This is a genomic window from Candidatus Syntrophosphaera sp., assembly GCA_019429425.1.
Taxonomy (GTDB): domain Bacteria; phylum Cloacimonadota; class Cloacimonadia; order Cloacimonadales; family Cloacimonadaceae; genus Syntrophosphaera.
The window spans coordinates 1-25,211 of the sequence record JAHYIU010000031.1; the positions used below are offsets into that span (position 1 = coordinate 1).

Sequence of the window (25,211 nt, forward strand, 5' to 3'; positions counted from 1 at the left end):
CAACCACTATGCCATGGCCGTGTTCAACGTTTTACAGGTAGTTTGCCATTATGGCCTGCAGGACTATGCCCGGGCCCGTGAACTGATCGACCTTGCCCGGCCAGGGATCCAGGAAAACCAGTATCGCTATTGGGAGTACTATCTCGAGCTCCTGGCCCTCAAGCTGGAACTGGTGGACCCGGTGATCCCGCTGCGCAGCATCCTGAGAAAGATCAACCAGCAACTGGAAAACTGCCAGCGCCGTCAATACTACCAATTGATCGTGGAACTCTGGCAAATGAAGGTCCAATTGCTTCTCGAACTGAACGTCGAAGCGATCGCGGAACAAGAATTTGCCCAATACCGGGCATATCTGGAGCAGATAACCCAAGACATCAGTGAGGATGACAGACAGAATTTCCTCACTGTAAATCTGCATAGCCTCAAGATCCTGAAGAAATTCAATCTGGTCCCAGTGGCCTCGCGCCGCAAGGATACCCGCAGCAAATGGAACGATCTGCTCTTCAATATCGCCAACGTAAACAGTGTCCAGCGCGTCAAATTCCTGATCGAGAAAGGATTGACGCAGGTCATCTCCCCCTGGCAATTCAGGCTGATGGTCTATTCGGAAAAGATCTCCAATTTCTACAGTTTTCTTTGTTTCAATTGTGATCCGGACATGCTCCTGCCCCCTGAGGCCCTGCCCCACATCGAGCGTTCCTTCGAAACGGACGGCCTCGTCCAGTTCAAACAGAAACACAGGAACTTGCTCGTGGTGCCGCTGCAGTCAGGAAACAAGAGGATCGGATTCCTGATCCTCAACGACAATGGCGAGCTTGAATTCACCACCAGCGAACTGGCCATCGTCCGGAACATCAAAAACCATCTGACTGCCCTGATCATCCGCACCTGGGACTACATGGACATCACCCTGCGCATGGAAAAAATGAACCAGTTGATGCACATATCCCGCGACCTCATGAGGGTCCTGGACATGCCGGACCTGGAGAACGAGATCGTTTCCGCGGCCATAGATTTCACCAACGCCACCCGAGGTTTCCTGATCAAGAAGGACAGCGAGGGCAACAACCTTTACCAGGTGCAGATGGACCAAAACAAGCAATTGCTGTCCACTGCCTCCGGGATCAGTAAAACCGCGCTCAGCCTCTGCCAATCGACACTTGAGCCGGTGATCACTTTCAACGCAGCCCAGGACAGCAGGTTCAAAAATTCAATCAGCGTGCAGGATTACGCGATCCAGACGATCTTTTGCTGCCCGATCCAGGTGGACGACCTCACAGTTGGATACCTTTATCTGGACAATTACGGCCAAAGCACCCGCGAGATGTATCTCAACGAGGATATCATCACCCTGCTGCTAAAACAGGTCGCCATCGCCATCAAGAATTCTGGCCAGTACGCCAATCTGATCAAGAGAAGCACGGAGCTGAATGCTTTTGAACAACTCAAAGACGAATTCATGGCGATCGTGGCACATGAATTGTATACTCCGCTTGCCACTTTGCAGGGCTATGTTTCACGCCTGAAAAGAAACCTCTATGCCGATGAAGAAGAGCGGCGTGCCATTCTGGGAAAACTCGAACAGGCGGTGACCAAACTGACCATGAGCGTCAATGACATCACCACGATGAATCATTACAACCTCACCAAATCCTTGCCCAAAGCACCGCTCAAAGTATCTGAGATCCTTGATTTGGTGCATCAGGAAGTCCAGATCCTATCCCGCCAACGCCGGATGCAGATCAAGGTGGAAACGGAAAAGGACCTTCCCTTCCTCCACGCCAACTGGGAAGCCCTGCACCGCATGATCTACAACATCGTACTCAACGCGGTCAGATTCACGCGGGAATTCGGCAACATCGTCATCGGGGCCCGCCGTTCCGCCTTCCCCCAGGAAAAGATCGACAACAAGGAATCCCTGGTCCTCTATGTGAAGGATAACGGCATCGGCATACCCCAACACAGGATCAATGACATCTTTCGCAAGTTTTACGAATTGAATGAGATCTACGCCCATAAAAGCGGAACGGTCGAGTATCGCAGCAGCGGCCTGGGTTTGGGCCTGGCCATCTCCAAACGCATCGCCGAACTACACGGAGGCCAGATCGTGATCAAAAGCAAGGAAAACGAAGGAACGGCCGTATTCATGATCCTTCCCTACAAATAGCAGGATTAAAAATGCAAACAAGCCTAATCAGGAAAACCAATATAGCGCTCTCTTCTAACCCATGGTTTCGTTCGACACGTTCCGTCATTCTCATGGCAGTTCTTTTGATCTTCTCCACTCTGCTATCTGCGCAGTCTCTGCGGGAAAAGGAACATTATGAGTACATAGTGGAGCTTTACTACTCAGATGTCTATCTGGAAGAGGTTTTGCCGGAGATGGATGCGTTTCGCGGCCAGTTCCCAAATTCCTCCTACCTTCAAAACTTGGACTACCTGCGCGCCAACCTGGCCCTTAAGCAGGGGGATTACCGCCTCAGCCAATCCATGTACGCTGAGTTGTTGAAACAAGACCTCCATCCCGATATCCTGGCCGACGTGTACCTGAATTTTGCCGTGAGTTGTTACTACACTGGGGATTACCAGCGTGCCCTGGGCTTGCTCGACGAGCTTCTGAAAAACGTCAGCAACTCCTATTTCAACTACCAGGCAAGGGTTTGGCGCGGCCGCATCCAATCGGCGCAGGGTTTCTACCTTTCGGCCGAATTGGAGTATGTCCTTGCTTTGCAGGATGATCCTGATGAAGTCCGCTACGACTATTTCCTGATCCTCCTGAAGCTGGACCGCTTTGAGGAGGCCCTGGCTCTATTGGAAGCCACTCAGCCTGAGCAGGACTCATTTACGGAATACCACAGCTCCTGGCTGAGTTACCTGCTCACCCAAGGCTTGTACGATGAATTCGACGCGCATCTGGGCAAACTGCTGGAACAACCGGAATTTTTGACTGAAGAAATGCGGCTGCTGCAGGTCAGAAAGGCCCTGGAGCTGGAAGAATATCCAACGGCTGCCGCTTTGTTGGATTCCCTGGATAGCAAGTCGAAAACCAAGATCTATTACCAGGCCGTGCTTCTCAAGCACACTGGCCAGACTGCGCAAGCTGATTCGCTGTTCCGCGGTTTCCTGCGCTCGCCGGATCGCGAACTGGCCTATCTTTCCTATCTCGAGCGCTTGAAGATCCTGTATGCAGATAATCCCGCAGCCGCGATCCGCCAGCTCGGGGATTTCCTGCAGGATCCCAATGCCCGGCGGGGCGAAGCTTATCACTTGCTGGGAGTTTTCCACTTCGACCAGGGAAGTTTCCGGCAGGCCCTGCATTACAGTATCGAAGCCCTGGATTATGAACTGACCGGCATTCTGGTCGACGACAACGACGCGCGCATCGCCGAAGCCTACTATCAGACCGATGCGATCCAGTACGGACTGGATGCCTACAATCGCTATTTGAACTACCATCCGCAGGGAAAATACCGCGACCGCGCCCTCTTCCGCCTTGGCATGATGAACTACCTGCGCAGCGATCACCGCCAGGCCAGATTGAACCTGCAAAGGCTGCTGCGCGAACATCCCGGCTCCCCTTGGTCCGACGAGGCCAAGTTCTACCTGGCTGAACTTCATTTCCTGGCCTCGGAGTATGCCGACGCCGCCCGGCTTCTGAACGACATTGCCCTCTCCGAGAAGAATTATCCGACCGTCTTCCTGCGCCTGGCCCAGACCTACTATTATCAGGACAAATTCACAGAAGCACTGCGCGTTTTGGAAACCCTGCCGGAAAGCGCCATGGACTTCGACGCGACTGTGCTCCTGGCTGGGATCAGCTTCAGCAGGAAAGATTACGAAAGGGCCCTGGCCATCTATGAACAGGCCTCAGGGCTTGCCAGCACGCCCCACCAGAAAACAGAGGCCCTCTCCTACCGCGCCTACACCCTCTATTACATGAAGAAATACGACGAGGCCTCCAGCCTGTATTATGACCTGGCCACAGGCGGCCTGAACGCCGACATTTACCTCTTCCAGGCTGCCAAAGCCGCCGCGCAAGGCAAACAGTGGCAACGCGCGCTAGACCTCTATGACCGCTTCCTGGAAGATTTCCCGGAATCCGAGCATTACCTGCAGGCCCTGGCTGGAATCGCCAACACCCAATACAATCTGGGGGCCTACGACGCATCCCTGGAAACCTGGCTCAATCTGCTGCGCAGGTTTACTGCCCACACCTCCGTCGCGGATGCTGAACTCGTCCTGCTCAATGAAGCCTTCACCGGCATCGAGATCAGTTGCCGCCAGCTGAATGCGGCCGCTTGCATAGAACGGATCTCTGAAGTCATCGAAACCTTCAGGAGCGATTACATCAAATTCGAGCTGGAGTATCTTCTGGTGAAGCTCTATGCCGACGCCGAACTCTGGTCTGAACTGCTCTCGGAAGCCTCCGCCCTGCGCGGTTTGCTCAATCTTCCGCAGTCAAGGCGGGACGCAATCGAGCTGCTGATGTTGGAATCCCTGGTAAAGCTCGATCAATACGGCGCGGCAGACAGCCTGGCCTCGCAGATCCACTCCAGCTCCCCCAGCCGCGAACTCCTGATCAAATGGGCTGAACTGGCCGTGCTCACCGGTAATGCGGAGCTTGCCTTGGACCGGTATCTGGAGGCCTTTCAGATGTCGCCGGAACCGGATCTCTGGCTGCGTATGCTCGATCTCTCAACCCAAAACGGCTTCATCCGCTTCGGGGAGCTGTGGGACCAAGGCCAGGCCTACCATTCTTCCCATCCCCAGGGCAAGCTCAATCAGATCGAATACTTCTTCCACACCGGCGATCTGCTGACCGCAGCCGCCCTCGCGGATTCGATCCTGGATAGCGAGCCCAATCCCTGGTTCCGGGCACGGAGCGAATACTGGCTGGGCAGGATCGCCTTTGAATCTGGGGATCATTCAGCAGCCTTGCGCAGTTTTCGCAAGATCAGGCTGCTGCACAAGGATTTACCTGATGTCTACATCCCCGCCAGCTACCACTACATTGTCTGCCTGATCAATCTGGAAGCCCTGCAGGAAGCGCAGCTCACCTTTGACGAAGTCCGCGACGAACTCAGCGCCGAACAAGTCCGCAATATCCGCCTGCTGCTTGAAGAAAGAAGGTAGGCGGGCCTGTGATCAACATCAAAATTCCCCGTCCCGCATCCCGCCGCGCTATTTTCCTGATCCTTGTCTGCCTGGCTTGGACTCTTGCTCTGACAGCCCAACCTCAGATCCTCCCTCCCGTGGAGATTGGCTCGGACACTGTCGTCAAGGCCCCCCTGCTCAAAAAGGCCCTCCTCTTCCCCACCGAAGTTCCGTCTGATTCTTTGGCCCCGCTGGTCCCTCGGGTTTTGGAGGTCAAGCATGAGCCCCCGGCCCTGATGCAAGGCCTCATCCGCCCCCTGTATCTGAATCTGGGCATGAATTCATCTTTCGGAGCGGGCCTGCACGCCTCCTACTATCCCACCCTGCGTTTCATGCCCTTGTTGTCGCTCGACGCCAACCTCGGAGTTCCCGATTCCAACCGTTTTTTGACCCGCACCGATGGCCATCTCCAAACCCGTTTCGGACCTAAGTTTTCCCTCGACCACGGTCTGGTTTTCCAGAATTCCCGCGGCGACGATTTTTCCTCTTCCCTCTTCGGGTACTTCTTGCACAATGAACTGAGGGAACTCAAGCTCGGACCTCTCGAATTCTCAGGTTTCAAAACCCGCTTAAGCCTGGAAAACCTGGACCAATCCGCGACTGCTGTGTCTGATGTGAAGTTTATCCCCGGATTTGAGCATTCCCACTCCCTCTCCTGGAAAAAGCACAACCTGCGCAACGGTTTTTGGCTGCAGGATGACAGCCATGCCCTGTCCATCCAGTACAAGGTCCCCTTCATAAGTTCGGCAACTCCAGAGCTGGACCTTGGTCTGATGACGGATTTTCATCGCCTGTTGCCTGCTGTGGACATCCACAAAAGGATCGTGCTGAAGCCCAATCTATACCTGGAATTGAGCAACCAGGCAAAATTGCGCGGCCACAGTTATTCCCAACTGGGCGAAATCCATCCCTGGACGCTGCTTCCGGAAGGAGAACAGTTCACTCTGGTGCCTCTGGATCTGTCACTTAAAGCCTACCAGTTGTTCCGGCAAGAGGGATTTCTCAGCATGCTTTCCTTCTCCCACAATGCAAGCTTCGCCTACAACGAGCCCTTGCTGGGCACTCTGGAGAATGGAAATCAGACCATCCTGAGCCATCAAAAGCTGCTCGCCAATCACAGCGCCCTCGATCTGCGCCTGAATCTATTCGGATTGAAATTGAACCAATCACTGAACCTCGATCTGGAACACCTTCCCGGCTCGGATTGGCAGCGCCGCCCCTATTCACCGATGTTCAGGGCGGTCACCTCAACCAGTTTCGCTTTCGGCGACACGGAGATCTCAGCCAGCTTCGATCAGGCTTATGCTCAGGAAGACGAATTGGGCAAGCAGTTGCCCGAGATCCTGGATCTCAGCCTCTCACTACTATATCCCCTCAGCCGGGACCTGCGCCTCAAAGCTTCATTGGCCAACATTTTCAACACTCCCTATCGCAACTACGGCGACCTCCCCCAAGCGGGCAGGACTCTGTTTGTCTCGGTTTCCTACCTGCCCTTGCGCTGATTGCCAGTATTAGCCATCTAATCTATTGCGCGACTATCACCAACGCGTGATATCCTGATCTTTGTTCACACTATCTTGTCTATCTGTCTGTTCTGCAGTTTATTGCCCATCTCTCCCCCTTATGGCTCCCCTTATCATTACGGTGTCATTACGGACTCATTACGGACAAAGTCCGTAATGAGTCCGTATTGATAGCGTAATGATCAAGAGGGCAAAAGGCTTCCGATCAGAGAAAAATCAAGCCTGGAGATTCCAAACAAGCGTTCCCGGAATTGTGCTTGACCAAAAAGCTGTCCTGGATAATCTGCCCTGAAATGACTTATCTCTTCTGGAGGTTAATTTGCGCAACTTGGATATGAGCCTGGAACTGGAGCGAATCCTTTCCTTTATCCGGGATTACACGCATGACGCGGGATTTTCCAAGGTCGTGCTCGGCCTTTCGGGCGGCGTGGATTCCGCTGTGTGCGCGGCTTTGGCCGTAAAAGCCCTGGGCAGGGAAAACGTCACCGCTGTCACCATGCCCTATAAAACGAGCCATCCCGACTCGCATGGTGACGCGATTGTGCTGATCAACCAGCTTGGCTGCCAGTACGCGTATGTGGATATCTCGCCCATGGCCGACGCCTATTTTGAACAGTCTGAATCCAACCTTTCCCCGCTACGCAAGGGAAACTGGCTGGCCCGCATGCGGATGTGCGTGCTGTATGACATATCCGCGGCAACCCACGCTCTGGTTGTGGGAACCAGCAACCGCACCGAACTTATGGTGGGCTATTTCACCCAATATGGCGATTCCGCCTGCGCTTTCGAACCGATCGGGCACCTCTACAAGACTGAGGTCTGGCAATTGGCAAGGATGCTGGAAATTCCTGCCAGGATCGTCAACAAGATCCCCACGGCCGATCTCTGGGCTGGCCAGACCGACGAAGCGGAGCTGGGAATGCCCTATCAGGAACTGGATGAGATCGTCTATGCCCTCACGGATCTGGACATCAACATCCAAGCTACGGAAAACCTTGATTTTCCTCTGGAGCAATACCTGAAAGTAGATAAGATGATCCAGAGGTCCGCTTTCAAGCGTCAGATGCCCCCGGTCCTGGAGTGACTCCATGCTGCTGAATAAAGAAAGATGCGCCAAATGCAGGTCTGAACGCAGCGTCCGGAACTGCCCCCGCCTGAGGGGCAAACTGATCGGCTGGAAATGCTGCAACGGCCTTCGCATCGACCTCCGCTGCCCCGAATCATGCCCCTACGCGGCAAGTTTCGACGCCAGCAAGGTCAGCCCCTTTCCCGCTTTCCGGGCCGATTCCAACACGGAGTTTGGCCAGGCTGCCAGGCGCTTCATAGATCTCTGGTGCTATCAGCCCCAACCCGAGCTGGAAGGCAATACCCCAGCTGAAAAAGCCGCAGGAGACAGCACAGCGCTGCTGGCCTGGCTTTCGAAATTCCAATATCCGGCCAATTTCCCCGTGGCCTATCTGATGGAAAAACTCGGCTTTGAGCACGAGCGGCCGGAGGAACCGGAAACCCCGGAAACTGTTGCCCTGGGCTTCTTTGACGCCATAATCGCCCATAATTGGGAGCAAACCAGAGCTTTTAGCCAGAACGAACTGGACGACCCGGAACTGATAAAGCGCTATCAGCATTTGCTTTCCACCATTCCAGAACTGGCCAGGACAAAAAGCTGCGATATCCTCCACGCCGGAGCCGCCGATGATGGTGTGAGCGCGATCGTTGTTTTGGAACTGAACCGGAAACTGGTCTGGACCGTACTTCTGAGCTCATCCACTGGCAGCTGGCGGATCAAGCAAAACCTGAACGGCAGCCCCCAGCTCTATTACGCGCAGAACCAGCTCTTCCGGGAAATAGCCGAAGCCCTGGGCAACGGCAATGACCAGCTTGCCTGGGATCTGATCAAACAGAGCCTCCCAAAATATCCAGACTGCGCCGACCTCTATTATTACCGCGCCCTGTATTGGCAATTGGCCAAAAACAAGGACCGGATGCGGGAGGATTTCCTTAATTCCTGGGCCTTGGACAACAATTTCTTCGAGGCCGGCTTTGCCCTGGCAACCCTGTATCTGAGCGAAAAAGAACTGCTGCCGGCCCAAGCCGCGCTCAGGCAATTGCAGGTCCTGAGGCCGGAAGACCTGAACGTCCGCAACAACCTTGCCGCCTGCGCGGCCGGACTGGGCAACACGGAAGCCGCGATCGGCCTCTGGCGGGAAATCCTGAACACAGACCCCAACTATGAACCAGCGAGGAAAAATCTTGAACGCTACCCAAAGAACTGACGCCAAGTACATGAAACTGGCCCTCAAGGCGGCCGAAAACGCTCGCGGCATCTGCTCTCCCAACCCATTTGTGGGAGCGGTTGTTGTCAAGGACGGCAAAGTTATGGCTGAGGGCTGGACGCAAAAATGCGGCGGCGACCACGCTGAGGTCCAGGCCCTCGCCAAAGCGGGAAAACAAGCCCGCGGAGCCGATCTTTACGTGACCCTGGAACCCTGCTCCCACTTCGGAAAAACCCCTCCCTGCACCGAGGCGATCATCTCCGCTGGGATAAAAAGGGTGGTTTTTGGCCTGCTTGACCCCAATCCACTGGTGAACGGAAAAGGCATGCTCCGGCTCCAGGAAGTTGGCGTCGAGGCCGTTCCGGGGATTATGAAACCTGAGATCTCGCGCCAGCTTGAGTATTACCTCTGCCGAATGCAAAAGCACCGTCCCTTCGTGATCTGGAAAACCGCGCTGTCCCTGGATGGCAAATATGCCGCCCAAGATGGTTCCTCGCGCTGGATCAGCAGCGAAAAGTCCCGCGCTTTGGTGCACCAGCTACGTTCGGAAGTGGATGTCGTGCTCACAGGAATTGGCACCGTTCTGGCCGACGATCCCCAGCTGAACGTGCGCCTGCGCAATCCTCTCAAACAGCCGCTGCGCGCCGTTCTGGACCCAAAACTGCAGCTATCCCTCGATTCGCGCGTGGTCGCGGGACAGGGCAGCAATCCCACCCTGGTCTTCTGTGCCCGGGGCCGGGACAGATCGCCCAAGGCGGAGATCCTGATGCAGCAAGGTGTTTCCATCCATCCCGTGACCGCGTCCGGCAATAATCTGAACCTGCGGGAGATCCTGGGTATCCTGCATCAGCAGGGACATTACGCCATCCTCCTGGAATGCGGCAGCAAACTTGCTTCAGCCTTCTTTTCCGCCCGTTTGGTGGATAAATGCCACATCTTTTATGGGGCCAAGATCCTGGGCGGGAAAAAAGCCGCGCTGTTAGAGTTTGACATTCCCACGATCTCATCCGCTCTGGCCCTGGAAGATGTTTCCTGCGAGGCTTTAGGCAATGATCTACTGGTCCGGGCCTATCCGGTTTTTTGATGGCCAGACCGCAGAACTAACTTATCATATCATCAGGCTTACCATACAGCAAGCCGATAATCCAATATCCATCATGGAGGAATAAATGAAGATCATCCACTTTGACCAGGCCAAACTCGAGCCTGTGAACGCGGAAGGCGCGGCCGGTACCAAAATCCGCTGGCTCGTTGCCCAAAAGGACGGGGCGCCGAATTTCGCCCTGCGCATGTTTGAGGTCGAGCCTCAGGGCCACACGCCTTTCCACATCCACGATTGGGAACACGAGGTCTATGTTCTGGAAGGAACCGGCGTCCTGCAGACCGAGCGGGGCGACCTGCCCTTTGCCGCCCATGACGCCATCTATGTGGATCCCGGCTTGAAGCACGCCTTCAAAAACACCGGGACCGGCATCATGAAGTTCCTGTGCATCATTCCGCACGAGCAGCCCCAGCCGAAAAAAACCGTCAATCCCTTCGCGGAAGAGACCGCGAACAACTGTTAGGAAAAAACAATGCCAAACGCCAAGAACCTGAAATTCCTGAAAGATCTGGTCTCAGCCCCCAGTCCGTCCGGTTTTGAAGCTCCCGCCCAAAAGGTCGTGCGCGAATACCTGAAACCCTACGCCGATAAGATCAGCAGCGATGCCAACGGCAACCTGATCGCCCTCAAAAAAGGCAGCGGCAAGACCAGGGTGATGGTGGTTGGCCATGCGGATGAAATCGGCCTCATTATCAACCACATTGACGAACAGGGCTACATCTACGTGAAATCCCTGGGCGGCTTCGACGTCAATTTGCTGCCCGGTTTGCGGATGGATATCTACCACGCTGGCAAGATCGTGCGCGGGATCATCGGCAAAAAACCGATCCACATGATGCGCGGCAGCGACGAAACGCCCAAACTCAAAATGGAGGACCTCTGGATCGACATTGGCGCTTCCAACAAGGATGAGGCACTGAAAAAAGTAGCCGTCGGCGACGTCATCACCTACAGTAGCGTGTTTGAGCAGCTCTCGGATGACCTGATCGTTTCCAAGGCCACCGACAACAAGGTGGGGGTCTATGTGGCTGCCGCCGTGCTGCGGGAATTGGCCAAAAAGCCGATCAATGCCAATTACTACGCCGTTTCCTCCGTGGGCGAGGAAACCACCATGCGCGGCGCCAGGACCAGTGCCTGGCAGATCGAGCCGGATATCGCCATCGCGGTCGACGTGACCTTCACTTCAGACATCCCCGGAGCCGACAAACGCTTGTTTGGCGACGTTGCGCTGGCCAAGGGCCCAACCCTCAGCATCGGCGCGGCCATGCATCCCGCCATCCATGCCAGGCTGCTTGAACTGGCCAGAAAACACAAGATCCCCTATCAGGTGGAGATCGCTCCAGGCCGCACTGGCACTGATGCCGACGCCATCCACGACCTGCGCGGCGGAGCAGCCATGGCCGTGGTCGGCATCCCCAACCGCTACATGCATTCGCCCAACGAAGTGATCTCGCTCAAGGATCTGGACGCCGCCGTCAGGCTGATAACCGAGTTTGTCCTCTCCCTGGACGACAAGCTCGATCTGACGCGATAGCACAGCCACAAGCAGATACGAACCAATAGCTTCCGGCATCGGCGCGGACATTTATCCCGCTGATGCCGGTACCTTTTTCCCCTGGCAGTTTCACCTCACACATCCCGAACAAAGCAAGGAATGTGTTGTGCCAAAACAGGACTGGCATCCGCTTCCGGAATAGCAGGCATCGTTGCTTCAAATTCCATGGGCGGCTTTAACACAGAGGCCCAGACCAAATATCAGTTGACGCAAAACGCGGTCTGGTATTTATGGTTTTATTCCGGTACTCGCATGAGCTATCGGCACATATAAGAAACCAAGGAGTTGGATAATGCCCAAAACGCATCGTGGAAAAGAGATAAAAAAGCTTCCCAGCCGGGGACGTGGAGAATGTCCCGTTTGCCATCACACTGGCATCAAACTCTTGTATGAGGTCAAGGTTGGGGATAAAACCCACAAGGTCTGCAAAAACTGCAAAAAGATCGCCGCTGAAAAACTAAGCGCCTAAGCGGCAATGCTTTCCGCGCATCAGATGCAGATTGCCCTGAGAACATTGTTTTATGGGTGATCTGTTTTTTATTGGAGCGCTAAATTGAGACCGGTCAAAGCACTGGGACAAAATTTCCTCATCCGCCCGGATATTGCGGCGGAGATCGTGGCACAAGCCGGGATAGGCGCGGCGGACACAGTTTGGGAGATCGGGCCCGGCAAAGGTATCCTGACCCGGGCTTTGCTGAAGACAGGCTGCAGCATCAAAGCCTTTGAGCTGGACCGGCGGTTGGAACAGCCCCTGCGCGACGAATTCGGCGATTCCATTGAGTTGGTCATGGGGGACATCCTCAAAGTGAACTGGCCGCAGGAACTGGCCGAATATGACGAGCCGATCAAACTTGCGGCCAACATCCCCTACAACATCACCTCTCCCCTCTTGCATCATTTGGAAAAGCACCATCAGAGCTTCAACAGGATCACGCTGATGGTCCAGCAGGAAGTGGCAGACAGGATCTGCGCCTCCCCAAACAGCAAGGCGTATGGGGTCATGACCCTGCGGCTGAGGAGGATCTTTGATTCCGAGATCCTGATGAGGGTTTCCAGGGAATGTTTTGAGCCCGTCCCGAAAGTGGATTCGGCGGTCCTGAGCCTCAAACCCAGGGCCTTGCCTGCCGACATTCCCGACCTGAAAAAATACCTGTCCCTGATCAGCCTGGCCTTCGCGCACCGGCGCAAGACCCTGCGCAACAATCTCAGCAGCCTGGCGGACAAAAGCAGATTGGAACAAGTCCAAACCCAAAGCGGCATCGATCTGGGACGCCGCGGAGAAAGCCTCAGTGAAGCTGAATTCATTGCTCTCAGCCGTCATTTTTAGCCTTTTCGGAACAGGCCTTGTCGCCCAGTACAACAATCTGGATTTCAGCTTCTCCGCCAACCGGTCCGTGCGCAACGTGGAAAACAACCTGCAGTACCAAATGTCGCCTTTGCGCTCCTCTCTGCTGAAGGTCAGGGGCCTGACCTATCGCGAAGAACGCCTGAGCTTTTCCCAGGAAAACCAGATATCAGCCCTGGAACTGGATCTGGCCTTGGACCGCAAGATGCTGAGGCACAGCTTCCAATCCGGTTACCAATACCTGTTCGATTACAGCGACCTCGAGGAAAGTTTCCAACCCTACAGGAGCAAGACCGGATTCCTGGGCTACACGCTTGGTTTTCTGCCAACGGACAGTCTGCTGATCGAAGCCGGCGTGAAAGGATATCTGCGCTCCGAAGAAGACCGCTATTTGCTGGGCAATATCATGAGCAGCGATGGACATCAGCTCTTTGGCCGGGCCTCTGCCGGCGCGGGATTTGGTGGCGTGAGGGCAGGATTGGGAGCGGAAATCGACCGGAAAAAAATGGATTGGGAGTATTACCAATCGGCCTCCCTGAATGCCTATCTGCACCATCAGAGCGACTATTTGGCTTTCAACAACAATTTCAACCTCAGCCAACGCCGGGATGACCTTTTTGTGCTCGGCCCGGACAGGACCGTTCCTGACAGGATCAGAGGCCTCTATAAACTGTACGACAGGCAAAAACGCAGATCCCTCCTCTATTCGGGTTTCCTCGGCTATAGCCCCTCGGAATCATTCCAGGTCACACTGCAGGAAGTTTTCACCCAAAGAGTGATCGAACTTGAGGAAAACGTCGTCCGCAACAACGCTGACCAGGTTAATCAGGCTTCCCTCGCTTTCAGCCTGGCTCCCTGGAGCAAGCTGGGCTGGAATACTGTTTTGAAACACAGCTATGCCATCAAAGAATTCAGCAACGCCCAAAATACGCGTCACACCGAAAACCGAAATCTGGGCACCAATCTGGCCTGGGAGTACATTTTTGGGGACACCCTCTCCGCCGGTGTTTCCGTCGACCTGCAGATCACCAGTTTCCCGGACGATAACAACCGCTGGGACAATGACCTGCGCAACATCCGCTTCAACCTGGGCAATGTGCATTACTGGCGCGACAGGCTCAAACTGCGCAACGCCATTTTCTGGAACCTGACCGATGACGTTTACATCAACGAGATCCTCTCCAACAACAATAAACACACCAACAGCCTCATCTACAATCCCGAATGCGCCATCCTGATCGGCGACCGCCTGCTTTTCAACCAATCCTATCTTATCCGCGCGGATTATACAGATTATGTTTACGACGAAGCGGACAAAGCGCTCTATCGTCAGCTCAGCCTGGAATACAAGCTCGTGTTCGACAGTTTCCCCTTCATCGCCCGATCCCAGGACCAGCGCTGGCTGCTGCTTCCCTATCGGAACAAAGGCACCAGCGCCCTCCTGACCGATCTGACCTTTGGTTTTGAGCGCAATGAATACGCCGACTACTCTGGCTCGTTTTACACCATCAACTTCAAGAACACGCGCTACACGGCGGCGTTCACATTGAAGCACGATATCCAGGATGTGTACTATGTTCTGAAACCTCAATATTCTTGGGGAACCTGGAAAGAATACAACCTTATGTGCGGATTTGCCTGGAAATTCACCGACTTTTCCCTGCTGGAGTTTTCTCTCAATCCTGTCGGGGAAAGCCTGAATGAACTGGACTGGCGTACTTCGGTGAGCTTAAGCGCTCATTTTTGAGATGGGGAAAAATTTAATGGGAGCCATGCCAACCCAGTATCAAGAGCACGAAAGGTGGATGGAGCTTGCGCTGCAGGAAGCCCGTCAGGCAGCTTCCGAAAACGAGATACCGGTCGGCGCGGTGCTCGTCAAAGCCGGCGAATATGTACTTTCGGAGCATAACCGGACTCGCCAGTACTCGGATCCCCTGGCCCACGCGGAGAAATTGCTCATTGACAAAATCCTGTCCCAAAAAATCAAGTACCTGCAGGATTACACTTTGTATGTAACCTTGGAACCCTGCCTTATGTGCGCTGGAATGATGATCTGGAGCAGGTTGGGCGCTCTGGTTCTGGGAGCTTCCGATCCCAAGGCCGGCGCTGTGGGTTCCGTCTATAATGTTTTGGCCGACAAGAGCTTCAACCATCATCCCGCGGTGATTCGCGGCGTGCTGGCAGAAGCCTGCGGAAGCCTGCTGACAAGCTTCTTTCTGGAAAAAAGAACATGAAATGGAGAGTTGCCGGAGCGGTTGAACGGGACGGTCTCGAAAACCGTTGTATCCTCACGGGTACCCAGGGTTCGAATCCCTGACTCTCCGCCATTTTGAGATGAGCGAAGACCGCTTTGACACCCATCTGATCTGCAATGCCCGCAGCCCTCTGATCGCTGGCGGCAAACTGCGCGATGAAGTACTGCTCTACAATCTGTCGACTGAGTCCACTGCAGATGTCAATGATAGATTTGCAGAACTAACCGGCAAGCGGATCGGCCTGGAAAGCGAAACCGCCACTCTGTCCGGCGGCCAGAAAGTCCTGCTGATGTGCCTCCTGGCTTTGTACTCACCTGCCCCGCGCATTCTCTTTGTCGATCTTTGGCACTCGCTGGACGAGCAAAACAAGACGATCGTGCGCAGGCTGCTGACCGAGGCAGGAACGGCGAAAGAAATCCTAAGCGAAAGTTCTGATGCTGAAGATTGAACCCTCCCTCCACCCCATTTGGACGGATTTTAGCCTGCGGATTGAGACCTGCCTTGAATTCACAGCAGGCGCAAGTTATCATCTGAGCGGAGCCAACGGCAGCGGGAAAAGTTCGTTCATAACTCAGCTCCTCCTGCCCCGCTTACTGGCCCAACCTGATATTTACACCCTGTATTTTGAGCAGCAGATGCACCATCAGATCCAGACCACAAAAGCCTATGCCAGCCTGATCAAACCCCACGCTGAGATCAAGACCGAAAAAGACACCGTCGATTTTCTGTTGGATAACCTGTGCATGGCTGTGGAAGCGGAAAACCGCCCCTGCTGCATAGTGCTCGATGAATCTCTGTTCCAGCTTCAGATCAGCGATTTCCTCGCCGGGCACATATCTTCATATTGCCTGATCCATGCTTCGCACGCGGATCCGGTTCCTGATACGCGGCGCGTTGTTTTTGAGCCCGTTTCGGCCAGCTTGAGCAAGGTTTATGCCACCCCAGTTTAAGATCGGCCTTTCGCTGATTCTGCTCCTGGCCGTACTGGTGCTTGTTTGCGGGATCTTCATGGACAACCTGGCAGTGCAGGTTTCCAGTTTTCTTGTCCTTTCGATTCTGCTCTTGAGCGTCCGGGGCGGCAAACGCTGGCTGGCAGGCTATAAAATGATGCTGCCCTTCCTCGTGTCCCTGATCCTGGTTTATTGCATGTTTGGCCTGATCAGGGTGCGCACTCCGGAAGGCGAGCCCGGCTCGGTTCTGTTCTGGCTGGAGTTTGGCCTGAAGCGGATCCTGCTGTTCATGAATTCTGTTTTGACCTTTCAGCTGTTCTTCAGCAGCGTCAGTTTCGACGATATCCTCCGCCTGCCGCTCCGCATTGGCATCCTCAAGTATGCGATCCTCGGTAAAGTCCTGTACAACACTGCTTTCAGCGCCCACGCGGAACTGGCGTTCCATCAGCGCCTGCTACCCTCGGAACAAAGCTCAAAACACAGTTTTGCCCATAGATTCAGGGCCAGGCTGGCCATCCTCCTTTCCATGCTGCTGTCTCTGGTGAACGAAGCCAGGGAAAAGGGCGAAATGATCGACAACCGGATCATGCACTGCCATGCTGGGAAGAAATCAAAAACCAGCCAGTGGTACCAGATCCTGGGATTTGTCGTATTGGTGACCGTGGCCACCATGATCATCCCCATCCCGGTTCCGGGCGGCGGATTTTTCAATTTTGGCGATGTCATGATCGTCTTTGTTGGCCTCTACGCGGGCAAAAAAGCCGGAGCCCTGGCTGGCGGGATCGGCAGCGCCATCGCGGACTTATTGCTGTTTCCCCTGTTCGCGCCGATTACGCTTGTGGTGAAAGGCATTGAGGGTTTTATCTGCGGCCTGGCCCATCAGAAAAAGGGACTGCTGCAATTTGTTTTTCCACTGCTGGGAAGCGCTTTTATCGTGCTCGGATACTTTGTGGGAGAATGGTTCATGCCCCAACTGGGCAAGGCCGTGGCCATGGCGGATTTGCCCGTAAACGTAGTCCAGGCTTCGGCTGGTTTCATTGGCGGCAGGGCACTCTATGAGGCGGCCAGGTACCTCGATCTCTGACCGATCCTGAGATTGGCCCCAATTCGCAGCCTCGAACCCACCTGTTGGGTCACAAGCCAAATCAGCTTATAAAACCCACAAATTCTGAACATACGTTTCACCTGCGTATCGCCCCGGATAACCGCCCGCCTGGCAGGCATCCGGCGGGAAACGTCCTGGAAACCAATGTTCAGAATATAAGGGGGATTTCCCCTCTTGATCTTATAGGATAAAAAAAGCCACCCCGACAAGAGGTGGCTGATTGCATTCTTGAGAAAGAACTATTTCAGTTCGATCACCAACACTTTCTGTTTTCTGAACAGCTCGGGATCGGTCACGGTGAGCACGTACTCGTCTCCAACCTTGTTGACTTCATAGGAAGCCGCCACGTGGTTGGAAAGGATGGCATAGCCTTTCTTGGTGGCGGGGAAGGTGAGTTCCTGAGTGTCCAGGAGGTTGAAGGCCGTATACTTGGCCAGTTGGACATTGCGGGTGACAGTCGAGACCCGGCCGATGCCCAGGATGCCGCCCTTGCGGTCGATTATCCCGTTGTCCAGGAGTTCCCTGCGGGTTCCCACAGCGTAGTAAAGCTGGTTGTTTTCGATGCTCTGGTTGGTGATGACATTATCTTTTTCCTTGAGCATGCTTTCGCGCAGATTGATCTCTGCCTGCGCGGTCTGGCGTTCGGTTTCCAGGGTTGTGGAAAGATCAGCCACCCGTCCTTCCAATTCGCTGACGATACGTTCCTTTTCGGATACCGAGGCTTTAAGCCTGTTCACGATGCTCTGCAAGCCCGAAAGTTGTCCGCTGCTGGAAGCGAGCCTGGATTCCAAACTCTTGATCTGGTCTTTGTATTCTTCGATCTTGGTGCGGGCGTTGGCGATGGAATTGATGATGCTGGCCCGCCTTTCTTCCGGAGTTCCGGCCGGAAGTTCACTATCCCTGCCGATGGTTCCCAATATCTCTCTGTCCAAAGCATCAAGGCTGCCTTGGATTTCGTTGATGGTGAGGCTCGAGTCATCATAAAGCTGCTGTAGCTCAGCCCTGGTTTTTTCCAGGCCTTTGGCTTTATTTGACGCATTTATCCACATCGCCCCAAAAATGATGGCGAGAATGACGAGTATAACTCCTATTATCCATGTTGTTGCTTTCATGCTTGACTCCTTATCAGCTTTCATAATAATGACCCAGATTTTCCAATGGCGGTTTTGCTGTCAAGAATAATTGAGTGAGCGATATGAATTACACCATTTTACGAGCCTGGACCAGTGAGCATGGCCTTCTGGGGTCCAGGGTGGAAAGCGTCCACTCTTTTGATGCTGGCATCCGCGTCCGCTTTAAAAACAAGCGGGATCTGCTGCTCATCGCGTCCAGCCGGGACAGCTTCCCTTTTTGGACGGACAATTTTGTATCCGCCAAAACCGAATCCAGCATCTGGAACCAGCTTACGCACGCCACTCTAAGCAGCGTCCGGATCGCGGAAAACGACCGCATAATCCAGTTTGCCTTTGAGCAGAATGATATATACCAACAAAGGGTCCAGTATGTGCTCATCGCGGAATTCACCCCACCCAAACCCAATCTCATCCTGGCCGTCCAAAACTCTGAACTGATCATCGTCGATGCCCTGAATAAGTATTCCTACGCGGACAATCCCCAGCGCCAGGTATTGCCCCGGCTTCCCTATCAAGCTCCGCATACCACTTTTCAACCCCGGGTTGAAAACATCAGCCTGCCCCTCAGCGTCGAAGCTGCCAAAGGCGGCGAAAAGATAGTCTGCGATACCGTCAACGACTATCTGCGCAACTACCATGAACATGTGCTGCTGGCCGGAGCCGAACTGCAGGCCCTGAAAAGCATCCGGGCCCACTGGACCAAAGAGCTCAACAAAGCGCGGCATAAGCTGGCCAAACAACAGGATGAAATCAAAGACGCCGATCAAGCCGAATACTGGAGGATCTGCGCCGAAACCCTCAAAACCGGCCTCACCTCGATCAAAAAAGGCCAGACCAGCCTGATCGCCACCAACTATTTCGACCCAGCCCTGGCCAGCATCGAGATACCGCTCCAGGCGGATAAAAGCCCCCAGCAAAACCTGCAATTCTATCTCAAAAAGTATCACAAAGCCAAACGGGGGGCCGAGGTCATCAGAGAAAATATATCCCAGACCGAGCTTGAGATCAGGCATCTGGAAAACATCCTGGGCCGGGTTGACAAAGGCGAACTGGTTTACGCCCCCCGGGGCAGGTATTTTGCCAGTCTGGGCAGAAAATTGGACCAGGCGGAAAAACTGCTGCGCCTGCGCCTGAATGAAGACTTTGAGATCGTGATCGGGCGCAAGGCCAGAGAAAACGATTTCATCACCACCCAGTTGGCCCAGCCCCATGATTGGTGGTTCCATACCCGCATCTACCATGGCTCCCACATCCTGCTGCGCTGTTTCAAGAAAACCGCTCCGGGCCCTGATCTGATCAAGATCTGCTGCAGCCTGGCGGCCTGGTACAGCAAAGCCCGCTTTTCCCAAAACGTCCCTGTGGACTACACCCAGGCCCGCCATGTGCGCAAACCGCGCAAGAGCGCGCCTGGATTTGTCACCTATACCAATCACCACACCGTATTTGCCGATCCCAAGGACCTGCGTGCCGTACGCGAGGAACTCAAGCCATGAAAGCCAGGATCAAAGACAGCGGAATAATCTTCAAGACCAGCCCCTACAGCGAAAGCAGCCTGATCCTGAAAGCCTTCCTGCGGGAACGCGGCCTGATCTCGATCATCGCCAAAGGTATCCGCAAGAAAGCGGAGGCCGACCTGCTCAATCCGCTCTGTGACTACGAATTTACCCTCTACGAACCGCAGGAGGGCGGATTGTACCTGCTGTGCGAATTCTCGCTCGCCCGCCAGTATGACCTTTCACGAAAAGTGGAAAGCTGGACAGCGGCGGAATGCGCCATTGAACTGTATTCCCGGCTCATCATTCCCAGCGATGAGAATCCCCAGTATCATGAGCTCTTGCACCAGTTTCTCGACTATCTGCTGTCCGTGGATAAAAACGCCATCCTCATCTGGTGGCGCTTCCTGCTCAGGGTCTTCACGCTGCTGGGAACGCCCTTCCGCCCCGATCATTGTGCTGTTTGCCATGATTCCGGCCGCAAGATCATCGCCTACGACAAGGGAGCCGCTATCCTGATCTGCCCTGACTGCTTTGAACCATCATCAGAGCAGGTCAGATACGAGCTTTTAAGCTCCCAAGGCTCGACCATACTGCAATTGCTGCCCCGGATCGGGGACCACGTCAGTACGATCGGGCTTGAGGGCGAATGCGTACGCCAGATCAACCGGATCTTTGCCGATTTTTACCTGTCCCACTACAACAGGCCTCTAAAATTGCGCAGCCTGGAAGTCTTGGAGCAGTTCTACCGCTGAACCTTAAAAAGGCTCGAACCGGTTGGCCTCCCAATAGAATTGCTCCGCTTCCTTTTGGATCCTGAGCAGCTCGTCGTAGTGCCTCATTTCCCATTTTTCCAGGGTTTGGAAAAAGTGGGTCAGATTGGTGTCGTCAGTTTGCCCGGCGCATTTCCGATAGTGCTCGAAAGCGTCCTTTTCCAGCAGCAGTGCTGTTGAGATCGCCGAAAAGAGATACTGGTCCTCGCCGATCCGTTTGATGAAGCTGGCCGAGAAGATCGGATGGGAGCCTGCGTCTGCCGATGGGGCAAAATCCGCGGGCTGCAGATCGCCCGAAATTTGCTGGTAATAGTTCAGCAGATAGTTGTAATGCAACCTTTCCTCCTCCCTGCGCGAGGTGAAAAAGTCTTTCACCTCTGCGTCGGTGGCATGTGCGGCCGCGTTCTCATACAGCGTAACGCTGTCTTTCTCGCCCTGCATCGCTTTCTTGATCGATGCCAGTAGTTCCTGTTTCTGGGTCATGTTCCATACCTCATGATGTTTTTAAGATAGTATAATCGGCAGGCTGCTTGCCGCAGGGGTTTTTTTCCCTGCCTGGCCGGAACCGGAATTTTGCTTGTCAAAAAACCTCGGCCGCCAAAAATGGCTTTTAGTGAGTTTGAATTTCATGGGAGTATGATTGCCTATCCGGACCAGATTCCTGATCCTTGTAATGATCCTGCTGCTGAGCGGATCGATGCTGAGCGCCGAATCGTTCGGCCAGAGGACCGCCGCTGCGCTCAAAGACAGGGGTATCAGCCCCTGGCTGGTCGTGGTCCTGATCTCCATGGTGCCGATAATTGAGCTGCGCGGCGCCATTCCCGTGGCCATGGCGGTTTTTGGCATGCCCTGGTACGAGGCGGCGGGATTGTCCATCCTGGGCAACATGATCCCCATACCCCTGATCCTGCTGTTCATTGAATGGTTTTTGGCGCTGATCAGCAGATTCCGCTGGGGCGCGCGGTTCTCGAACTGGATCTGCAACCGCGCCCGCAACAGGGGAAAAGTGGTAGAGCGCTATGCAGAATACGGCCTGGCGGTCTTTGTGGGCATACCTCTGCCCGTAACCGGCGCCTGGACAGGTTCGCTGGCAGCCAAGCTCTTTGGATTGCCCTTCTGGAAATCCCTGCTCTGGATCTTCGCCGGAGTTTTGCTGGCGGCAACCGTGGTCACGACCATCACGGTATTGGGAATCTCACTCTTTTAGGAAGCAGGCCATGGCTGAAAAGTCCCATCGCATCTTTTGGCTGGTCGGGGAAAATTCCGGCGACCTGCATGCCAGCCTGGTGATGAAGAGCATCAACGCGGCGATCCCCGGGGTCAGCCACATCGGCATTGGCGGCTCCAGGATGCAGGCCGAGGGGCTCAAACCCCTCTTTCCGTTTGCCCGCTTCAACGTGATGGGCTTTTCCGAGGTGCTGGCGCATCTGCCCTTTTTCCTCAAGGTCGAAAAACGCCTGCAAAGGTTCTTCAAGCAGGAAAAACCAGACCTCGCGATCCTCGTCGACTATCCTGGCCTGAACCTCCGGATCGCCAATCTGGCCGACAACCTGCGCATCCCCGTGCTCTATTACATCTGCCCCCAATTCTGGGCCTGGAAACACGAGCGGGTGCACAAACTCCGGGCCAGCGTGCGCCAGGTGGCCTGTATCCTGCCTTTCGAACAGGAACTTCTGGAGATCCACAACGTGAGCGCCACCTACGTCGGCCATCCCATTGCCGAGGAGATCAGCTTCGAACTGGATAGAGGCCGCTTTGCCCAATTTTATGGCCTGGACGAGCATAAGCAGTGGCTGGGATTCCTGCCCGGCAGCCGGGATGTGGAGATCAGGCGCATGCTGCCGATCTTTTTGCAAGCCGCCAAGCGCTTTGATCCGGGGCGGTTTGAGTTCCTCGTCTCCAAAGCCCTCACTGTCAGCCATACCCTGTTCATGGACCTGCTGGAAAGCTCCGGACTGAAGAATATCCGTGTAATCGACGGCTACCGCTATGAAATGATGAAGTATTCTGATCTCCTGGTCAGCACCTCCGGCACTGCCACGCTCGAAGCGGCTTACATCGGGACACCGCTGCTGATCTGCTATAAAGCCTCTCCCCTCTCCTATCTGATCGGCCGGCAGCTCATCCACGTCAAACGCATCGGGCTCCCCAACATCGTGCTGGACAAGGATCTCCTGCCCGAACTGATCCAGAACGAGCTTACTCCGACAAACATCAAAACCAGGGCTTTGGAACTGCTCGACGATCCGGACAAAATGGCCTCCCTCAAGCAGGAACTCTCACACCTGCAAGCGCTGCTCTCGGATCGCCAAACCAGCGTGGAAATGCTCCGCCTGGTAAAAGAACTGCTGGGGCTGGATGAATAGACTTCTCATGAAGATCGAAGCCCGATGCGGCGCCTGGCTGCTCAGGCTGCTCAACGCAACGCTCAAATGGGATGTCCAAAACCAGCCGCCCAACGGCCATACCTGCGTTTACGCCTTCTGGCACCGAAACTTGCTGTTGCTGGCCATGCAAAGGATGTTCAGCAACGCCGTGGTCATGGTTTCCTCCAGCCAGGACGGAGAACTGATCGCCGGGCCTCTGAAGTATCTGGGCTACAAAACCGTGCGCGGATCCACCACCCGCCATGGATCGCAGGCTTTGAAACAGATGATCCGCCTGGCTAAAAACCACAGCCTGGCCATCACCCCAGATGGCCCCAAAGGCCCCGTGGGCATGATCCAGCCAGGATTGTTCCAGCTTGCCCTGCTGGCCCGGGTCCCCATCATACCCATCGTCGCCCATGCTGAAAGGGAATGGGTGCTGAATTCCTGGGACCGCTTCCGGGTGCCCAAACCCTTTTCCCGGATCAAGGTCTCCTACGGAGATCCGATCTCTGTGCCGAGCCGGGAAGAATTCGCCGCTGCCGAAAGCCAGCTCCGCCAGGCTTTCAGAGAGCTGGAAAGCTTGCTGATCAATAATTAAGGCTCCAAGCCCAAAACGTTTTCCACTCGATCACCGCTATCGTCATACAGTACATACATATACCCTTACGCTCTCCTTATCATTGCGCTATCAATACGGACTCACTACGGACTTTGTCCGTAATGAGTCCGTAATGACACCGTATTGATAAGGGGAGCCATGTGGGCGGGAGGAAAAAAGGCCGGGGAAGAAATCCCCGGCCAGGAAATGATTGGTTATGAGTTTAGCGGATGTGATTAAGCAGGCGCAGGCAATACCGTGCAATGTATTCCTGGGTGTCCCTGCTCTTGCCGCCGAAGCCGTAATCCTTGTTGTCGGACTGGGCTGAGACCACCATGACTTTGTTGCGGTATTTGAAGTTCATCTGGGTGATCTCCAGGGTGTAGGTGGTCAAGCTGCCATAGTTTTGCACAGCGTTGACCGGGAACACATAGGAGCGGTCTGAGGGCAGAAGTTCATGATCAAAGATGTCTTCAGCCATGGTATCGTTGTCGAAGGATATGGCGGAGGCCATCTGGGACTGGTTGTCGGCGGTCAGGGTCCAACTCATTGAGCCGGTGCCGCTGGGATTGTAATTCGCGGGGAATTGGGCGAGCGCGTTGTAGACAATTTTCAGGGTCGTGTTGACCTTGGTGCTTCCGTTTACATCGAGCTTAACATCATATTGCTGTCCCGGGGTGACGGTTGCTTCGCCCATCCAGGCATTGATGAAGGGTATCAATTCCAGGGTTACATTCGTTTCGCCAACTTTGACGGAAACGCTGGAAGGATTGGGGTTGGCTGTATCGCCGATCCACATGACGGTTACATAATGGGACTCGGGTTTGGCCCCTCCGCCCATCGGGACGAAGAACAATGACCACTCGGAATCATCGGGGTTGGTGATATCATCACCGGTTTCTTCGCAGGCGGTCAGCAACATACCCATCGCGATCACTGCCACTATGAGCAGAAATAAGAACTTACGCATTTTAATCTCCTTTAAGCTATAGCTTACTGGTTACTCTTAAAGCAACCACGCAGAATCTGTCAAGCTTTAATTGCATCCCAACTGGATGAAGTGCCATCGTGATCATGCGCTATCTATAATATTATACTCCATTCCCGAGCATTGCCTTCTTTTAATTTTTATGCCTGTAAAATGATCTGGTCCTGATGGTACGCTTTTCCACTCTGCAGATGGTGAATCAAGATATCCGAGGCAAGGCTTAAACAACATTTTGCGCAGGACATAACTTTATCTTGTTCTGCGCTGCAATGGCATTAAATTATAATTGGAAAAACCAAGCAGATAAGAGGAGGAATGATGGACCCCTATTACAAGCTGACGGTTAAATGCCCCTCATGCGGACAAGAACTGGGAGATGAGAGCAAACTCATCGACGGCGTTCCAGCGATCAAGCTCATCACCCAGATCGGAGATAAAAATGGTACTATCTGGCTTTCATCCTATTACGGCAGTTACGAATACGAATCCACGTTCAAGATCAATGAGGGTGAGATCACGACCTTCAAATGTCCCCATTGCCTCAAGGACCTTACGTCTTCTGAAAACTGCAATGTCTGCCACGCCCCCCTGGTCG

The 25,211-nt window shown here is 54.3% G+C and carries 24 protein-coding genes and 1 tRNA gene; 22 read left to right on the plus strand and 3 right to left on the minus strand.

The window, feature by feature from the left end:
* The 16 genes from K0B87_04755 to K0B87_04830 form a co-directional block, all read left to right on the plus strand.
* Positions 1–2,167, plus strand: a 2,167-nt coding sequence (locus tag K0B87_04755; protein ID MBW6514046.1) for a hypothetical protein, incomplete at its 5' end; no start/stop codon positions are given.
* 92 nt (positions 2,168–2,259) lie between these two features.
* Positions 2,260–5,133 (plus strand): tetratricopeptide repeat protein, encoded by a 2,874-nt coding sequence (locus K0B87_04760; GenBank protein MBW6514047.1) that lies wholly within the window; start codon positions 2,260–2,262, stop codon positions 5,131–5,133.
* A gap of 8 nt (positions 5,134–5,141) precedes the next feature.
* Positions 5,142–6,656 (plus strand): TonB-dependent receptor, encoded by a 1,515-nt coding sequence (locus tag K0B87_04765; GenBank protein MBW6514048.1) that lies wholly within the window; start codon positions 5,142–5,144, stop codon positions 6,654–6,656.
* Between the two features lie 340 nt (positions 6,657–6,996).
* The gene (locus tag K0B87_04770; protein MBW6514049.1) at positions 6,997–7,761 is read left to right on the plus strand and encodes an NAD+ synthase; all 765 of its coding nucleotides are present in this window, start codon (positions 6,997–6,999) and stop codon (positions 7,759–7,761) included.
* Positions 7,762–7,765: 4 nt separating this feature from the next.
* On the plus strand, positions 7,766–8,950 hold the full coding sequence (locus K0B87_04775; GenBank protein ID MBW6514050.1) for a hypothetical protein: 1,185 nt from the start codon (positions 7,766–7,768) through the stop codon (positions 8,948–8,950).
* Complete coding sequence (ribD, locus tag K0B87_04780) at positions 8,907–10,034, plus strand: bifunctional diaminohydroxyphosphoribosylaminopyrimidine deaminase/5-amino-6-(5-phosphoribosylamino)uracil reductase RibD (GenBank protein MBW6514051.1); 1,128 nt, start codon at positions 8,907–8,909, stop codon at positions 10,032–10,034. The genes K0B87_04775 and ribD overlap by 44 nt, the downstream gene beginning before the upstream one ends.
* Positions 10,035–10,119: 85 nt before the next feature.
* Positions 10,120–10,515, plus strand: a complete 396-nt coding sequence (locus tag K0B87_04785) for a cupin domain-containing protein (GenBank protein ID MBW6514052.1) — start codon at positions 10,120–10,122, stop codon at positions 10,513–10,515.
* Positions 10,516–10,524: 9 nt separating this feature from the next.
* Positions 10,525–11,586, plus strand: coding sequence for a M42 family metallopeptidase (locus K0B87_04790; protein MBW6514053.1), 1,062 nt, complete (start codon positions 10,525–10,527; stop codon positions 11,584–11,586).
* A 313-nt stretch (positions 11,587–11,899) separates the two neighbouring features.
* Positions 11,900–12,076, plus strand: coding sequence for a hypothetical protein (locus K0B87_04795; protein ID MBW6514054.1), 177 nt, complete (start codon positions 11,900–11,902; stop codon positions 12,074–12,076).
* Between the two features lie 84 nt (positions 12,077–12,160).
* Positions 12,161–12,934: a 16S rRNA (adenine(1518)-N(6)/adenine(1519)-N(6))-dimethyltransferase RsmA gene (gene rsmA / locus K0B87_04800; protein ID MBW6514055.1), complete on the plus strand. Its 774-nt coding sequence runs from the start codon at positions 12,161–12,163 to the stop codon at positions 12,932–12,934.
* Positions 12,897–14,699, plus strand: coding sequence for a hypothetical protein (locus K0B87_04805; protein MBW6514056.1), 1,803 nt, complete (start codon positions 12,897–12,899; stop codon positions 14,697–14,699). Before rsmA ends, K0B87_04805 begins: the two co-directional genes overlap by 38 nt.
* A gap of 25 nt (positions 14,700–14,724) precedes the next feature.
* Positions 14,725–15,186, plus strand: a complete 462-nt coding sequence (locus tag K0B87_04810; protein ID MBW6514057.1) for a nucleoside deaminase — start codon at positions 14,725–14,727, stop codon at positions 15,184–15,186.
* Between the two features lie 3 nt (positions 15,187–15,189).
* Positions 15,190–15,279 (plus strand) — tRNA-Ser (locus K0B87_04815).
* Positions 15,280–15,286: 7 nt separating this feature from the next.
* Positions 15,287–15,655 carry a hypothetical protein gene (locus tag K0B87_04820; protein MBW6514058.1) on the plus strand — a complete coding sequence of 123 codons (369 nt, stop codon included), beginning with the start codon at positions 15,287–15,289 and terminating at the stop codon, positions 15,653–15,655.
* Complete coding sequence (locus K0B87_04825; protein MBW6514059.1) at positions 15,642–16,157, plus strand: hypothetical protein; 516 nt, start codon at positions 15,642–15,644, stop codon at positions 16,155–16,157. Before K0B87_04820 ends, K0B87_04825 begins: the two co-directional genes overlap by 14 nt.
* Positions 16,158–16,743: 586 nt before the next feature.
* Positions 16,744–17,241, plus strand: coding sequence for an ECF transporter S component (locus K0B87_04830; protein MBW6514060.1), 498 nt, complete (start codon positions 16,744–16,746; stop codon positions 17,239–17,241).
* A 260-nt stretch (positions 17,242–17,501) separates the two neighbouring features.
* Here the strand turns inward: K0B87_04830 and K0B87_04835 are convergent, their stop codons facing one another.
* Positions 17,502–18,374 (minus strand): hypothetical protein, encoded by an 873-nt coding sequence (locus K0B87_04835; GenBank protein MBW6514061.1) that lies wholly within the window; start codon positions 18,372–18,374, stop codon positions 17,502–17,504.
* Positions 18,375–18,457: 83 nt separating this feature from the next.
* On the opposite strand from K0B87_04835, the gene K0B87_04840 reads away from it, so the two are divergent.
* Positions 18,458–19,888 (plus strand): DUF814 domain-containing protein, encoded by a 1,431-nt coding sequence (locus tag K0B87_04840; protein MBW6514062.1) that lies wholly within the window; start codon positions 18,458–18,460, stop codon positions 19,886–19,888.
* Entirely contained in the window at positions 19,885–20,643 is a 759-nt protein-coding gene (gene recO / locus K0B87_04845) for a DNA repair protein RecO (GenBank protein ID MBW6514063.1), read from the plus strand. The genes K0B87_04840 and recO overlap by 4 nt, the downstream gene beginning before the upstream one ends.
* Positions 20,644–20,646: 3 nt before the next feature.
* Here recO and K0B87_04850 read toward each other — a convergent pair whose 3' ends face one another.
* A complete protein-coding gene (locus tag K0B87_04850) occupies positions 20,647–21,144 on the minus strand; it encodes a ferritin family protein (protein ID MBW6514064.1) in 498 nt (165 codons plus the stop codon).
* Between the two features lie 157 nt (positions 21,145–21,301).
* Between K0B87_04850 and K0B87_04855 the strand changes: the two genes are divergently transcribed.
* Genes K0B87_04855 through K0B87_04865 form a run of 3 tightly spaced genes read left to right on the plus strand, consistent with a single transcriptional unit; the run spans position 21,302 to position 23,628 of the window.
* Positions 21,302–21,868 carry a small multi-drug export protein gene (locus tag K0B87_04855; protein MBW6514065.1) on the plus strand — a complete coding sequence of 189 codons (567 nt, stop codon included), beginning with the start codon at positions 21,302–21,304 and terminating at the stop codon, positions 21,866–21,868.
* Positions 21,869–21,878: 10 nt separating this feature from the next.
* The gene (gene lpxB / locus K0B87_04860; GenBank protein MBW6514066.1) at positions 21,879–23,027 is read left to right on the plus strand and encodes a lipid-A-disaccharide synthase; all 1,149 of its coding nucleotides are present in this window, start codon (positions 21,879–21,881) and stop codon (positions 23,025–23,027) included.
* On the plus strand, positions 23,020–23,628 hold the full coding sequence (locus K0B87_04865; GenBank protein MBW6514067.1) for a lysophospholipid acyltransferase family protein: 609 nt from the start codon (positions 23,020–23,022) through the stop codon (positions 23,626–23,628). The genes lpxB and K0B87_04865 overlap by 8 nt, the downstream gene beginning before the upstream one ends.
* Positions 23,629–23,851: 223 nt before the next feature.
* Here the strand turns inward: K0B87_04865 and K0B87_04870 are convergent, their stop codons facing one another.
* Positions 23,852–24,598, minus strand: coding sequence for a hypothetical protein (locus K0B87_04870; GenBank protein MBW6514068.1), 747 nt, complete (start codon positions 24,596–24,598; stop codon positions 23,852–23,854).
* 336 nt (positions 24,599–24,934) lie between these two features.
* On the opposite strand from K0B87_04870, the gene K0B87_04875 reads away from it, so the two are divergent.
* The coding region (locus K0B87_04875) for a hypothetical protein (protein ID MBW6514069.1) at positions 24,935–25,211 on the plus strand (277 nt) is incomplete at its 3' end.

Bases quoted from the DNA above. Each gene is read 5' to 3' on its own strand.
- K0B87_04760 (MBW6514047.1), top strand. From the start codon at position 2,260: ATGGCAGTTCTTTTGATCTTCTCCACTCTGCTATCTGCGCAGTCTCTG.
- K0B87_04775 (MBW6514050.1), top strand. From the start codon at position 7,766: ATGCTGCTGAATAAAGAAAGATGCGCCAAATGCAGGTCTGAACGCAGC.
- ribD (MBW6514051.1), top strand. From the start codon at position 8,907: ATGAACCAGCGAGGAAAAATCTTGAACGCTACCCAAAGAACTGACGCC.
- K0B87_04785 (MBW6514052.1), top strand. From the start codon at position 10,120: ATGAAGATCATCCACTTTGACCAGGCCAAACTCGAGCCTGTGAACGCG.
- K0B87_04790 (MBW6514053.1), top strand. From the start codon at position 10,525: ATGCCAAACGCCAAGAACCTGAAATTCCTGAAAGATCTGGTCTCAGCC.
- K0B87_04795 (MBW6514054.1), top strand. From the start codon at position 11,900: ATGCCCAAAACGCATCGTGGAAAAGAGATAAAAAAGCTTCCCAGCCGG.
- K0B87_04810 (MBW6514057.1), top strand. From the start codon at position 14,725: ATGCCAACCCAGTATCAAGAGCACGAAAGGTGGATGGAGCTTGCGCTG.
- K0B87_04820 (MBW6514058.1), top strand. From the start codon at position 15,287: ATGAGCGAAGACCGCTTTGACACCCATCTGATCTGCAATGCCCGCAGC.
- K0B87_04825 (MBW6514059.1), top strand. From the start codon at position 15,642: ATGCTGAAGATTGAACCCTCCCTCCACCCCATTTGGACGGATTTTAGC.
- K0B87_04830 (MBW6514060.1), top strand. From the start codon at position 16,744: ATGCACTGCCATGCTGGGAAGAAATCAAAAACCAGCCAGTGGTACCAG.
- K0B87_04835 (MBW6514061.1), bottom strand. From the start codon at position 18,374: ATGAAAGCAACAACATGGATAATAGGAGTTATACTCGTCATTCTCGCC.
- K0B87_04840 (MBW6514062.1), top strand. From the start codon at position 18,458: ATGAATTACACCATTTTACGAGCCTGGACCAGTGAGCATGGCCTTCTG.
- recO (MBW6514063.1), top strand. From the start codon at position 19,885: ATGAAAGCCAGGATCAAAGACAGCGGAATAATCTTCAAGACCAGCCCC.
- K0B87_04850 (MBW6514064.1), bottom strand. From the start codon at position 21,144: ATGACCCAGAAACAGGAACTACTGGCATCGATCAAGAAAGCGATGCAG.
- lpxB (MBW6514066.1), top strand. From the start codon at position 21,879: ATGGCTGAAAAGTCCCATCGCATCTTTTGGCTGGTCGGGGAAAATTCC.
- K0B87_04865 (MBW6514067.1), top strand. From the start codon at position 23,020: ATGAATAGACTTCTCATGAAGATCGAAGCCCGATGCGGCGCCTGGCTG.
- K0B87_04870 (MBW6514068.1), bottom strand. From the start codon at position 24,598: ATGCGTAAGTTCTTATTTCTGCTCATAGTGGCAGTGATCGCGATGGGT.